The 16,915-nt window shown below is 44.5% G+C and carries 1 protein-coding gene (cut by a window edge); it reads left to right on the top strand.

The window, feature by feature from the left end:
• On the top strand, window positions 1–16,915 hold the 3' portion of the coding sequence (locus ACQ629_RS05145) for a Calx-beta domain-containing protein (protein WP_483706876.1). 13,037 nt of this gene lie to the left of the window's left edge; only the last 16,915 of its 29,952 coding nucleotides appear in the window; the start codon falls outside the window, past its left edge; it ends in the stop codon at window positions 16,913–16,915.

The raw sequence follows: 16,915 nt of genomic DNA, 5'->3' as shown, positions 1-16,915 counted from the left end.
TGATGAGGCAGATGAAACATTTACAGTTGCTAATGGGGCTATAAATGCCACAGGAACAATTGTGGATAATGACGCAGCACCAACAGTAACGGCAATCACAGATGCGAGTGCAACAGAGGAAAGCCCAGTAGAGTTTCCATTCACGTTAAGCAATGCCAGTGCAGTGGCGGTAGACTATACGTTTACCTTAACCAACGGAACAGCAGGAGCAGCAGATTATACCACTACAGATGTTGTGGTAACGGTTCCAGCAGGAGCAACCACAGGAACAGTAAGTGTACCAACGACATTAGATACGATTGATGAGGCAGATGAAACATTTACAGTTGCTAATGGGGCTATAAATGCCACAGGAACAATTGTGGATAATGACGCAGCACCAACAGTAACGGCAATCACAGATGCGAGTGCAACAGAGGAAAGCCCAGTAGAGTTTCCATTCACGTTAAGCAATGCCAGTGCAGTGGCGGTAGACTATACGTTTACCTTAACCAACGGAACAGCAGGAACAGCAGATTATACCACTACAGATGTTGTGGTAACGGTTCCAGCAGGAGCAACCACAGGAACAGTAAGTGTACCAACGACATTAGATACGATTGATGAGGCAGATGAAACATTTACAGTTGCTAATGGGGCTATAAATGCCACAGGAACAATTGTGGATAATGACGCAGCACCAACAGTAACGGCAATCACAGATGCGAGTGCAACAGAGGAAAGCCCAGTAGAGTTTCCATTCACGTTAAGCAATGCCAGTGCAGTGGCGGTAGACTATACGTTTACCTTAACCAACGGAACAGCAGGAACAGCAGATTATACCACTACAGATGTTGTGGTAACGGTTCCAGCAGGAGCAACCACAGGAACAGTAAGTGTACCAACGACATTAGATACGATTGATGAGGCAGATGAAACATTTACAGTTGCTAATGGGGCTATAAATGCCACAGGAACAATTGTGGATAATGACGCAGCACCAACAGTAACGGCAATCACAGATGCGAGTGCAACAGAGGAAAGCCCAGTAGAGTTTCCATTCACGTTAAGCAATGCCAGTGCAGTGGCGGTAGACTATACGTTTACCTTAACCAACGGAACAGCAGGAACAGCAGATTATACCACTACAGATGTTGTGGTAACGGTTCCAGCAGGAGCAACCACAGGAACAGTAAGTGTACCAACGACATTAGATACGATTGATGAGGCAGATGAGACATTTACAGTTGCTAATGGGGCTATAAATGCCACAGGAACAATTGTGGATAATGACGCAGCACCAACAGTAACGGCAATCACAGATGCGAGTGCAACAGAGGAAAGCCCAGTAGAGTTTCCATTCACGTTAAGCAATGCCAGTGCAGTGGCGGTAGACTATACGTTTACCTTAACCAACGGAACAGCAGGAGCAGCAGATTATACCACTACAGATGTTGTGGTAACGGTTCCAGCAGGAGCAACCACAGGAACAGTAAGTGTACCAACGACATTAGATACGATTGATGAGGCAGATGAAACATTTACAGTTGCTAATGGGGCTATAAATGCCACAGGAACAATTGTGGATAATGACGCAGCACCAACAGTAACGGCAATCACAGATGCGAGTGCAACAGAGGAAAGCCCAGTAGAGTTTCCATTCACGTTAAGCAATGCCAGTGCAGTGGCGGTAGACTATACGTTTACCTTAACCAACGGAACAGCAGGAACAGCAGATTATACCACTACAGATGTTGTGGTAACGGTTCCAGCAGGAGCAACCACAGGAACAGTAAGTGTACCAACGACATTAGATACGATTGATGAGGCAGATGAAACATTTACAGTTGCTAATGGGGCTATAAATGCCACAGGAACAATTGTGGATAATGACGCAGCACCAACAGTAACGGCAATCACAGATGCGAGTGCAACAGAGGAAAGCCCAGTAGAGTTTCCATTCACGTTAAGCAATGCCAGTGCAGTGGCGGTAGACTATACGTTTACCTTAACCAACGGAACAGCAGGAGCAGCAGATTATACCACTACAGATGTTGTGGTAACGGTTCCAGCAGGAGCAACCACAGGAACAGTAAGTGTACCAACGACATTAGATACGATTGATGAGGCAGATGAAACATTTACAGTTGCTAATGGGGCTATAAATGCCACAGGAACAATTGTGGATAATGACGCAGTACCAACAGTAACGGCAATCACAGATGCGAGTGCAACAGAGGAAAGCCCAGTAGAGTTTCCATTCACGTTAAGCAATGCCAGTGCAGTAGCGGTAGACTATACGTTTACCTTAACCAACGGAACAGCAGGAACAGCAGATTATACCACTACAGATGTTGTGGTAACGGTTCCAGCAGGAGCAACCACAGGAACAGTAAGTGTACCAACGACATTAGATACGATTGATGAGGCAGATGAAACATTTACAGTTGCTAATGGGGCTATAAATGCCACAGGAACAATTGTGGATAATGACGCAGCACCAACAGTAACGGCAATCACAGATGCGAGTGCAACAGAGGAAAGCCCAGTAGAGTTTCCATTCACGTTAAGCAATGCCAGTGCAGTGGCGGTAGACTATACGTTTACCTTAACCAACGGAACAGCAGGAGCAGCAGATTATACCACTACAGATGTTGTGGTAACGGTTCCAGCAGGAGCAACCACAGGAACAGTAAGTGTACCAACGACATTAGATACGATTGATGAGGCAGATGAAACATTTACAGTTGCTAATGGGGCTATAAATGCCACAGGAACAATTGTGGATAATGACGCAGCACCAACAGTAACGGCAATCACAGATGCGAGTGCAACAGAGGAAAGCCCAGTAGAGTTTCCATTCACGTTAAGCAATGCCAGTGCAGTGGCGGTAGACTATACGTTTACCTTAACCAACGGAACAGCAGGAACAGCAGATTATACCACTACAGATGTTGTGGTAACGGTTCCAGCAGGAGCAACCACAGGAACAGTAAGTGTACCAACGACATTAGATACGATTGATGAGGCAGATGAAACATTTACAGTTGCTAATGGGGCTATAAATGCCACAGGAACAATTGTGGATAATGACGCAGCACCAACAGTAACGGCAATCACAGATGCGAGTGCAACAGAGGAAAGCCCAGTAGAGTTTCCATTCACGTTAAGCAATGCCAGTGCAGTGGCGGTAGACTATACGTTTACCTTAACCAACGGAACAGCAGGAACAGCAGATTATACCACTACAGATGTTGTGGTAACGGTTCCAGCAGGAGCAACCACAGGAACAGTAAGTGTACCAACGACATTAGATACGATTGATGAGGCAGATGAAACATTTACAGTTGCTAATGGGGCTATAAATGCCACAGGAACAATTGTGGATAATGACGCAGCACCAACAGTAACGGCAATCACAGATGCGAGTGCAACAGAGGAAAGCCCAGTAGAGTTTCCATTCACGTTAAGCAATGCCAGTGCAGTGGCGGTAGACTATACGTTTACCTTAACCAACGGAACAGCAGGAACAGCAGATTATACCACTACAGATGTTGTGGTAACGGTTCCAGCAGGAGCAACCACAGGAACAGTAAGTGTACCAACGACATTAGATACGATTGATGAGGCAGATGAAACATTTACAGTTGCTAATGGGGCTATAAATGCCACAGGAACAATTGTGGATAATGACGCAGCACCAACAGTAACGGCAATCACAGATGCGAGTGCAACAGAGGAAAGCCCAGTAGAGTTTCCATTCACGTTAAGCAATGCCAGTGCAGTGGCGGTAGACTATACGTTTACCTTAACCAACGGAACAGCAGGAGCAGCAGATTATACCACTACAGATGTTGTGGTAACGGTTCCAGCAGGAGCAACCACAGGAACAGTAAGTGTACCAACGACATTAGATACGATTGATGAGGCAGATGAAACATTTACAGTTGCTAATGGGGCTATAAATGCCACAGGAACAATTGTGGATAATGACGCAGCACCAACAGTAACGGCAATCACAGATGCGAGTGCAACAGAGGAAAGCCCAGTAGAGTTTCCATTCACGTTAAGCAATGCCAGTGCAGTGGCGGTAGACTATACGTTTACCTTAACCAACGGAACAGCAGGAGCAGCAGATTATACCACTACAGATGTTGTGGTAACGGTTCCAGCAGGAGCAACCACAGGAACAGTAAGTGTACCAACGACATTAGATACGATTGATGAGGCAGATGAAACATTTACAGTTGCTAATGGGGCTATAAATGCCACAGGAACAATTGTGGATAATGACGCAGCACCAACAGTAACGGCAATCACAGATGCGAGTGCAACAGAGGAAAGCCCAGTAGAGTTTCCATTCACGTTAAGCAATGCCAGTGCAGTGGCGGTAGACTATACGTTTACCTTAACCAACGGAACAGCAGGAGCAGCAGATTATACCACTACAGATGTTGTGGTAACGGTTCCAGCAGGAGCAACCACAGGAACAGTAAGTGTACCAACGACATTAGATACGATTGATGAGGCAGATGAAACATTTACAGTTGCTAATGGGGCTATAAATGCCACAGGAACAATTGTGGATAATGACGCAGCACCAACAGTAACGGCAATCACAGATGCGAGTGCAACAGAGGAAAGCCCAGTAGAGTTTCCATTCACGTTAAGCAATGCCAGTGCAGTGGCGGTAGACTATACGTTTACCTTAACCAACGGAACAGCAGGAGCAGCAGATTATACCACTACAGATGTTGTGGTAACGGTTCCAGCAGGAGCAACCACAGGAACAGTAAGTGTACCAACGACATTAGATACGATTGATGAGGCAGATGAAACATTTACAGTTGCTAATGGGGCTATAAATGCCACAGGAACAATTGTGGATAATGACGCAGCACCAACAGTAACGGCAATCACAGATGCGAGTGCAACAGAGGAAAGCCCAGTAGAGTTTCCATTCACGTTAAGCAATGCCAGTGCAGTGGCGGTAGACTATACGTTTACCTTAACCAACGGAACAGCAGGAACAGCAGATTATACCACTACAGATGTTGTGGTAACGGTTCCAGCAGGAGCAACCACAGGAACAGTAAGTGTACCAACGACATTAGATACGATTGATGAGGCAGATGAAACATTTACAGTTGCTAATGGGGCTATAAATGCCACAGGAACAATTGTGGATAATGACGCAGCACCAACAGTAACGGCAATCACAGATGCGAGTGCAACAGAGGAAAGCCCAGTAGAGTTTCCATTCACGTTAAGCAATGCCAGTGCAGTGGCGGTAGACTATACGTTTACCTTAACCAACGGAACAGCAGGAACAGCAGATTATACCACTACAGATGTTGTGGTAACGGTTCCAGCAGGAGCAACCACAGGAACAGTAAGTGTACCAACGACATTAGATACGATTGATGAGGCAGATGAAACATTTACAGTTGCTAATGGGGCTATAAATGCCACAGGAACAATTGTGGATAATGACGCAGCACCAACAGTAACGGCAATCACAGATGCGAGTGCAACAGAGGAAAGCCCAGTAGAGTTTCCATTCACGTTAAGCAATGCCAGTGCAGTGGCGGTAGACTATACGTTTACCTTAACCAACGGAACAGCAGGAGCAGCAGATTATACCACTACAGATGTTGTGGTAACGGTTCCAGCAGGAGCAACCACAGGAACAGTAAGTGTACCAACGACATTAGATACGATTGATGAGGCAGATGAGACATTTACAGTTGCTAATGGGGCTATAAATGCCACAGGAACAATTGTGGATAATGACGCAGCACCAACAGTAACGGCAATCACAGATGCGAGTGCAACAGAGGAAAGCCCAGTAGAGTTTCCATTCACGTTAAGCAATGCCAGTGCAGTGGCGGTAGACTATACGTTTACCTTAACCAACGGAACAGCAGGAGCAGCAGATTATACCACTACAGATGTTGTGGTAACGGTTCCAGCAGGAGCAACCACAGGAACAGTAAGTGTACCAACGACATTAGATACGATTGATGAGGCAGATGAAACATTTACAGTTGCTAATGGGGCTATAAATGCCACAGGAACAATTGTGGATAATGACGCAGCACCAACAGTAACGGCAATCACAGATGCGAGTGCAACAGAGGAAAGCCCAGTAGAGTTTCCATTCACGTTAAGCAATGCCAGTGCAGTGGCGGTAGACTATACGTTTACCTTAACCAACGGAACAGCAGGAACAGCAGATTATACCACTACAGATGTTGTGGTAACGGTTCCAGCAGGAGCAACCACAGGAACAGTAAGTGTACCAACGACATTAGATACGATTGATGAGGCAGATGAAACATTTACAGTTGCTAATGGGGCTATAAATGCCACAGGAACAATTGTGGATAATGACGCAGCACCAACAGTAACGGCAATCACAGATGCGAGTGCAACAGAGGAAAGCCCAGTAGAGTTTCCATTCACGTTAAGCAATGCCAGTGCAGTGGCGGTAGACTATACGTTTACCTTAACCAACGGAACAGCAGGAACAGCAGATTATACCACTACAGATGTTGTGGTAACGGTTCCAGCAGGAGCAACCACAGGAACAGTAAGTGTACCAACGACATTAGATACGATTGATGAGGCAGATGAAACATTTACAGTTGCTAATGGGGCTATAAATGCCACAGGAACAATTGTGGATAATGACGCAGCACCAACAGTAACGGCAATCACAGATGCGAGTGCAACAGAGGAAAGCCCAGTAGAGTTTCCATTCACGTTAAGCAATGCCAGTGCAGTGGCGGTAGACTATACGTTTACCTTAACCAACGGAACAGCAGGAACAGCAGATTATACCACTACAGATGTTGTGGTAACGGTTCCAGCAGGAGCAACCACAGGAACAGTAAGTGTACCAACGACATTAGATACGATTGATGAGGCAGATGAAACATTTACAGTTGCTAATGGGGCTATAAATGCCACAGGAACAATTGTGGATAATGACGCAGCACCAACAGTAACGGCAATCACAGATGCGAGTGCAACAGAGGAAAGCCCAGTAGAGTTTCCATTCACGTTAAGCAATGCCAGTGCAGTGGCGGTAGACTATACGTTTACCTTAACCAACGGAACAGCAGGAGCAGCAGATTATACCACTACAGATGTTGTGGTAACGGTTCCAGCAGGAGCAACCACAGGAACAGTAAGTGTACCAACGACATTAGATACGATTGATGAGGCAGATGAAACATTTACAGTTGCTAATGGGGCTATAAATGCCACAGGAACAATTGTGGATAATGACGCAGCACCAACAGTAACGGCAATCACAGATGCGAGTGCAACAGAGGAAAGCCCAGTAGAGTTTCCATTCACGTTAAGCAATGCCAGTGCAGTGGCGGTAGACTATACGTTTACCTTAACCAACGGAACAGCAGGAACAGCAGATTATACCACTACAGATGTTGTGGTAACGGTTCCAGCAGGAGCAACCACAGGAACAGTAAGTGTACCAACGACATTAGATACGATTGATGAGGCAGATGAAACATTTACAGTTGCTAATGGGGCTATAAATGCCACAGGAACAATTGTGGATAATGACGCAGCACCAACAGTAACGGCAATCACAGATGCGAGTGCAACAGAGGAAAGCCCAGTAGAGTTTCCATTCACGTTAAGCAATGCCAGTGCAGTAGCGGTAGACTATACGTTTACCTTAACCAACGGAACAGCAGGAACAGCAGATTATACCACTACAGATGTTGTGGTAACGGTTCCAGCAGGAGCAACCACAGGAACAGTAAGTGTACCAACGACATTAGATACGATTGATGAGGCAGATGAAACATTTACAGTTGCTAATGGGGCTATAAATGCCACAGGAACAATTGTGGATAATGACGCAGCACCAACAGTAACGGCAATCACAGATGCGAGTGCAACAGAGGAAAGCCCAGTAGAGTTTCCATTCACGTTAAGCAATGCCAGTGCAGTGGCGGTAGACTATACGTTTACCTTAACCAACGGAACAGCAGGAACAGCAGATTATACCACTACAGATGTTGTGGTAACGGTTCCAGCAGGAGCAACCACAGGAACAGTAAGTGTACCAACGACATTAGATACGATTGATGAGGCAGATGAAACATTTACAGTTGCTAATGGGGCTATAAATGCCACAGGAACAATTGTGGATAATGACGCAGCACCAACAGTAACGGCAATCACAGATGCGAGTGCAACAGAGGAAAGCCCAGTAGAGTTTCCATTCACGTTAAGCAATGCCAGTGCAGTGGCGGTAGACTATACGTTTACCTTAACCAACGGAACAGCAGGAACAGCAGATTATACCACTACAGATGTTGTGGTAACGGTTCCAGCAGGAGCAACCACAGGAACAGTAAGTGTACCAACGACATTAGATACGATTGATGAGGCAGATGAAACATTTACAGTTGCTAATGGGGCTATAAATGCCACAGGAACAATTGTGGATAATGACGCAGCACCAACAGTAACGGCAATCACAGATGCGAGTGCAACAGAGGAAAGCCCAGTAGAGTTTCCATTCACGTTAAGCAATGCCAGTGCAGTGGCGGTAGACTATACGTTTACCTTAACCAACGGAACAGCAGGAACAGCAGATTATACCACTACAGATGTTGTGGTAACGGTTCCAGCAGGAGCAACCACAGGAACAGTAAGTGTACCAACGACATTAGATACGATTGATGAGGCAGATGAGACATTTACAGTTGCTAATGGGGCTATAAATGCCACAGGAACAATTGTGGATAATGACGCAGCACCAACAGTAACGGCAATCACAGATGCGAGTGCAACAGAGGAAAGCCCAGTAGAGTTTCCATTCACGTTAAGCAATGCCAGTGCAGTGGCGGTAGACTATACGTTTACCTTAACCAACGGAACAGCAGGAGCAGCAGATTATACCACTACAGATGTTGTGGTAACGGTTCCAGCAGGAGCAACCACAGGAACAGTAAGTGTACCAACGACATTAGATACGATTGATGAGGCAGATGAAACATTTACAGTTGCTAATGGGGCTATAAATGCCACAGGAACAATTGTGGATAATGACGCAGCACCAACAGTAACGGCAATCACAGATGCGAGTGCAACAGAGGAAAGCCCAGTAGAGTTTCCATTCACGTTAAGCAATGCCAGTGCAGTGGCGGTAGACTATACGTTTACCTTAACCAACGGAACAGCAGGAACAGCAGATTATACCACTACAGATGTTGTGGTAACGGTTCCAGCAGGAGCAACCACAGGAACAGTAAGTGTACCAACGACATTAGATACGATTGATGAGGCAGATGAAACATTTACAGTTGCTAATGGGGCTATAAATGCCACAGGAACAATTGTGGATAATGACGCAGCACCAACAGTAACGGCAATCACAGATGCGAGTGCAACAGAGGAAAGCCCAGTAGAGTTTCCATTCACGTTAAGCAATGCCAGTGCAGTGGCGGTAGACTATACGTTTACCTTAACCAACGGAACAGCAGGAGCAGCAGATTATACCACTACAGATGTTGTGGTAACGGTTCCAGCAGGAGCAACCACAGGAACAGTAAGTGTACCAACGACATTAGATACGATTGATGAGGCAGATGAAACATTTACAGTTGCTAATGGGGCTATAAATGCCACAGGAACAATTGTGGATAATGACGCAGTACCAACAGTAACGGCAATCACAGATGCGAGTGCAACAGAGGAAAGCCCAGTAGAGTTTCCATTCACGTTAAGCAATGCCAGTGCAGTAGCGGTAGACTATACGTTTACCTTAACCAACGGAACAGCAGGAACAGCAGATTATACCACTACAGATGTTGTGGTAACGGTTCCAGCAGGAGCAACCACAGGAACAGTAAGTGTACCAACGACATTAGATACGATTGATGAGGCAGATGAAACATTTACAGTTGCTAATGGGGCTATAAATGCCACAGGAACAATTGTGGATAATGACGCAGCACCAACAGTAACGGCAATCACAGATGCGAGTGCAACAGAGGAAAGCCCAGTAGAGTTTCCATTCACGTTAAGCAATGCCAGTGCAGTGGCGGTAGACTATACGTTTACCTTAACCAACGGAACAGCAGGAGCAGCAGATTATACCACTACAGATGTTGTGGTAACGGTTCCAGCAGGAGCAACCACAGGAACAGTAAGTGTACCAACGACATTAGATACGATTGATGAGGCAGATGAAACATTTACAGTTGCTAATGGGGCTATAAATGCCACAGGAACAATTGTGGATAATGACGCAGCACCAACAGTAACGGCAATCACAGATGCGAGTGCAACAGAGGAAAGCCCAGTAGAGTTTCCATTCACGTTAAGCAATGCCAGTGCAGTGGCGGTAGACTATACGTTTACCTTAACCAACGGAACAGCAGGAACAGCAGATTATACCACTACAGATGTTGTGGTAACGGTTCCAGCAGGAGCAACCACAGGAACAGTAAGTGTACCAACGACATTAGATACGATTGATGAGGCAGATGAAACATTTACAGTTGCTAATGGGGCTATAAATGCCACAGGAACAATTGTGGATAATGACGCAGCACCAACAGTAACGGCAATCACAGATGCGAGTGCAACAGAGGAAAGCCCAGTAGAGTTTCCATTCACGTTAAGCAATGCCAGTGCAGTGGCGGTAGACTATACGTTTACCTTAACCAACGGAACAGCAGGAACAGCAGATTATACCACTACAGATGTTGTGGTAACGGTTCCAGCAGGAGCAACCACAGGAACAGTAAGTGTACCAACGACATTAGATACGATTGATGAGGCAGATGAAACATTTACAGTTGCTAATGGGGCTATAAATGCCACAGGAACAATTGTGGATAATGACGCAGCACCAACAGTAACGGCAATCACAGATGCGAGTGCAACAGAGGAAAGCCCAGTAGAGTTTCCATTCACGTTAAGCAATGCCAGTGCAGTGGCGGTAGACTATACGTTTACCTTAACCAACGGAACAGCAGGAACAGCAGATTATACCACTACAGATGTTGTGGTAACGGTTCCAGCAGGAGCAACCACAGGAACAGTAAGTGTACCAACGACATTAGATACGATTGATGAGGCAGATGAAACATTTACAGTTGCTAATGGGGCTATAAATGCCACAGGAACAATTGTGGATAATGACGCAGCACCAACAGTAACGGCAATCACAGATGCGAGTGCAACAGAGGAAAGCCCAGTAGAGTTTCCATTCACGTTAAGCAATGCCAGTGCAGTGGCGGTAGACTATACGTTTACCTTAACCAACGGAACAGCAGGAGCAGCAGATTATACCACTACAGATGTTGTGGTAACGGTTCCAGCAGGAGCAACCACAGGAACAGTAAGTGTACCAACGACATTAGATACGATTGATGAGGCAGATGAAACATTTACAGTTGCTAATGGGGCTATAAATGCCACAGGAACAATTGTGGATAATGACGCAGTACCAACAGTAACGGCAATCACAGATGCGAGTGCAACAGAGGAAAGCCCAGTAGAGTTTCCATTCACGTTAAGCAATGCCAGTGCAGTAGCGGTAGACTATACGTTTACCTTAACCAACGGAACAGCAGGAACAGCAGATTATACCACTACAGATGTTGTGGTAACGGTTCCAGCAGGAGCAACCACAGGAACAGTAAGTGTACCAACGACATTAGATACGATTGATGAGGCAGATGAAACATTTACAGTTGCTAATGGGGCTATAAATGCCACAGGAACAATTGTGGATAATGACGCAGCACCAACAGTAACGGCAATCACAGATGCGAGTGCAACAGAGGAAAGCCCAGTAGAGTTTCCATTCACGTTAAGCAATGCCAGTGCAGTGGCGGTAGACTATACGTTTACCTTAACCAACGGAACAGCAGGAGCAGCAGATTATACCACTACAGATGTTGTGGTAACGGTTCCAGCAGGAGCAACCACAGGAACAGTAAGTGTACCAACGACATTAGATACGATTGATGAGGCAGATGAAACATTTACAGTTGCTAATGGGGCTATAAATGCCACAGGAACAATTGTGGATAATGACGCAGCACCAACAGTAACGGCAATCACAGATGCGAGTGCAACAGAGGAAAGCCCAGTAGAGTTTCCATTCACGTTAAGCAATGCCAGTGCAGTGGCGGTAGACTATACGTTTACCTTAACCAACGGAACAGCAGGAACAGCAGATTATACCACTACAGATGTTGTGGTAACGGTTCCAGCAGGAGCAACCACAGGAACAGTAAGTGTACCAACGACATTAGATACGATTGATGAGGCAGATGAAACATTTACAGTTGCTAATGGGGCTATAAATGCCACAGGAACAATTGTGGATAATGACGCAGCACCAACAGTAACGGCAATCACAGATGCGAGTGCAACAGAGGAAAGCCCAGTAGAGTTTCCATTCACGTTAAGCAATGCCAGTGCAGTGGCGGTAGACTATACGTTTACCTTAACCAACGGAACAGCAGGAACAGCAGATTATACCACTACAGATGTTGTGGTAACGGTTCCAGCAGGAGCAACCACAGGAACAGTAAGTGTACCAACGACATTAGATACGATTGATGAGGCAGATGAAACATTTACAGTTGCTAATGGGGCTATAAATGCCACAGGAACAATTGTGGATAATGACGGGGTTCCAACAGTAAGAATAGCAGATGTATCAGTATTAGAAGGAGATGCAGCGGTATTTGCGGTAAACTTAAGCAACCCAAGTAGTGAGGCAATCACGGTAACTTTTACGGTTGATGATGTAAGCGCAAATGAAACAGACGATTATACAGAACCAGTGACATTAACGGTAACAGTTCCAGCAGGAGCAACGACAGTTAATGTAACAGTTCCAACAGTAGAGGATACGACTAATGAGCCAACAGAAACCTTTGAGGTAAATATTACAGGAGCAGAAACCGATACAACCAATACAGTTGTAACAGTATCGGATGCACAAGGTATTGGAACAATCAACGATGATGATGCAGCGCCAACGGTAAGCATTACAGATGTATCAGTATTAGAAGGAGATGCAGCGGTATTTGCGGTAAACTTAAGCAACCCAAGTAGTGAGGCAATCACGGTAACTTTTACGGTTGATGATGTAAGCGCAAATGAAACAGACGATTATACAGAACCAGTGACATTAACGGTAACAGTTCCAGCAGGAGCAACGACAGTTAATGTAACAGTTCCAACAGTAGAGGATACGACTAATGAGCCAACAGAAACCTTTGAGGTAAATATTACAGGAGCAGAAACCGATACAACCAATACAGTTGTAACAGTATCGGATGCACAAGGTATTGGAACAATCAACGATGATGATGCAGCGCCAACGGTAAGCATTACAGATGTATCAGTATTAGAAGGAGATGCAGCGGTATTTGCGGTAAACTTAAGCAACCCAAGTAGTGAGGCAATCACGGTAACTTTTACGGTTGATGATGTAAGCGCAAATGAAACAGACGATTATACAGAACCAGTGACATTAACGGTAACAGTTCCAGCAGGAGCAACGACAGTTAATGTAACAGTTCCAACAGTAGAGGATACGACTAATGAGCCAACAGAAACCTTTGAGGTAAATATTACAGGAGCAGAAACCGATACAACCAATACAGTTGTAACAGTATCGGATGCACAAGGTATTGGAACAATCAACGATGATGATGCAGCGCCAACGGTAAGCATTACAGATGTATCAGTATTAGAAGGAGATGCAGCGGTATTTGCGGTAAACTTAAGCAACCCAAGTAGTGAGGCAATCACGGTAACTTTTACGGTTGATGATGTAAGCGCAAATGAAACAGACGATTATACAGAACCAGTGACATTAACGGTAACAGTTCCAGCAGGAGCAACGACAGTTAATGTAACAGTTCCAACAGTAGAGGATACGACTAATGAGCCAACAGAAACCTTTGAGGTAAATATTACAGGAGCAGAAACCGATACAACCAATACAGTTGTAACAGTATCGGATGCACAAGGTATTGGAACAATCAACGATGATGATGCAGCGCCAACGGTAAGCATTACAGATGTATCAGTATTAGAAGGAGATGCAGCGGTATTTGCGGTAAACTTAAGCAACCCAAGTAGTGAGGCAATCACGGTAACTTTTACGGTTGATGATGTAAGCGCAAATGAAACAGACGATTATACAGAACCAGTGACATTAACGGTAACAGTTCCAGCAGGAGCAACGACAGTTAATGTAACAGTTCCAACAGTAGAGGATACGACTAATGAGCCAACAGAAACCTTTGAGGTAAATATTACAGGAGCAGAAACCGATACAACCAATACAGTTGTAACAGTATCGGATGCACAAGGTATTGGAACAATCAACGATGATGATGCAGCGCCAACGGTAAGCATTACAGATGTATCAGTATTAGAAGGAGATGCAGCGGTATTTGCGGTAAACTTAAGCAACCCAAGTAGTGAGGCAATCACGGTAACTTTTACGGTTGATGATGTAAGCGCAAATGAAACAGACGATTATACAGAACCAGTGACATTAACGGTAACAGTTCCAGCAGGAGCAACGACAGTTAATGTAACAGTTCCAACAGTAGAGGATACGACTAATGAGCCAACAGAAACCTTTGAGGTAAATATTACAGGAGCAGAAACCGATACAACCAATACAGTTGTAACAGTATCGGATGCACAAGGTATTGGAACAATCAACGATGATGATGCAGCGCCAACGGTAAGCATTACAGATGTATCAGTATTAGAAGGAGATGCAGCGGTATTTGCGGTAAACTTAAGCAACCCAAGTAGTGAGGCAATCACGGTAACTTTTACGGTTGATGATGTAAGCGCAAATGAAACAGACGATTATACAGAACCAGTGACATTAACGGTAACAGTTCCAGCAGGAGCAACGACAGTTAATGTAACAGTTCCAACAGTAGAGGATACGACTAATGAGCCAACAGAAACCTTTGAGGTAAATATTACAGGAGCAGAAACCGATACAACCAATACAGTTGTAACAGTATCGGATGCACAAGGTATTGGAACAATCAACGATGATGATGCAGCGGATCCAACGGTTTTAAGAGTAAGTGATGCAAATGTAATAGAAGGAACAGCTTTAATACAAACGGTAACCTTAAGTACGGTAACTACACAGCTAACAAACTATCCATATGTCTTGGCAGATGGTACAGCAACAGAAGGTTTAGATTATGACAATACCCCAACCTTTAGTAACGGCGTTACTTTAGCAGGCGGAATCTTAACAGTACCAGCAGGAGTAACAAACTTTACGGTAACGTATCCAACTACAGCGGATGCATTAGACGAAGGAAGTGAAACGACTATCTTAACAGTAGGCGGAGTCTCAGGAACAGGAACGATATTAGAAGACACTGATGGCGATGGCGATCCTGATGTAACAGATCCAGATGATGATAACGATGGGAATCCAGATACAACAGATTCAAATCCATTAGTTGTAACGGCAACAGACGATGTTTTAACAGTATCTGAAGGAGGAACAGGAGTTGTAAATGTATTATCAAATGATGATTTCTTAGCAGGAGCTAATACGAGTATAACTCAAACAGGAGGAACTGCAGGCGGAACGGTTGTATTCGATGCATCTACAGGAGAGATGAGTTATACGCCATTACCAGGAGAAGGAGGAAGTACAGTAACGGTAGTATATCAAGTATGTAATACAGGTGTTGTACCAGCAGTATGTGAAACCGCTACGGTAACGATCACAGTTGTGGGAACAACAGACACCGACGGCGATGGAATTTCAGATGCAGATGACATCGATGATGATAATGATGGTATTCCAGACACAGCAGAAGGAAACGGAGATACCGACGGTGATGGAATTATTGATAGTTTGGATTTAGACAGTGATAATGACGGAATCTTAGATGTTGATGAAGGAGGAAATGGTGATCTAGATACAAATAATGACGGAGTTATCGATGCTAACGATGGTGTATCAGGAGAAGATACGAATGGCGATGGGCAAGCAGATGCATCAGTAGATGCAGATGAAGAACCAGATACAGACGGCGATGGTGTACCAGATTATAAAGATTTAGATAGTGATAATGACGGAATCAACGATGTTATCGAAGATGAGAATATCGATGCAAATAATGATGGAATCGCAGATGGAGTAGATGCTGATGGCGATGGAATTGTAGACAGTGCAGATGCAGACGATGCTAACTTTGGAGAAGGTAATGGAGGAGAACCAGATAATACAGACAGCGATGGCGATGGCGTACCAGATTATAAAGATTTAGATAGTGATGACGACGGCGTTAATGATGTAGTAGAAGGCGGAAACCAAGGTTCAGATTTAGATGGAAACGGAATTGTAGATGGAGTAGATAGTGACGGCGACGGAATCTTAGATGAAGTAGATCAAGACAATGGAAACTTTGGAGATGCAGGAAACACCGATGTAAATGATACCGACCCAACCGATCCAACCGATGGTGGAACAGGAGTAGTTGTTGATAGTGGAACTGATGCTGATGGCGATGGAATTGCAGATAGTGTAGATGGTGATGATGCTAACTTCGGGGATCTTGAATCGTGTATAAGAGTATTTAACGAGTTTACACCGAATGGTGATGGAGATAATGATGTGTTTATTATAGATTGTATAGAAAACTATAAGAATAATACTATAGAAATTTATAATCGTTGGGGTAACACGGTTTATAAAGCATCAGGATATAATAATAAAGATGTTTCATTTGTTGGAATATCGAATGGTAGAGTAACATTAGAAAAAGATGTTAAATTACCAGTGGGAACTTATTTTTATGTATTAGATTTAGGTGATGGTTCTAAGCCTACATCAGGATGGTTATATATAAATAGATAA

The sequence above is a fragment of the Tenacibaculum sp. SM2510 genome, from assembly GCF_057002845.1.
The sequence above is the reverse complement of the archived record's forward strand: the minus strand, read 5'-3'. Positions and strand labels throughout refer to the sequence as shown.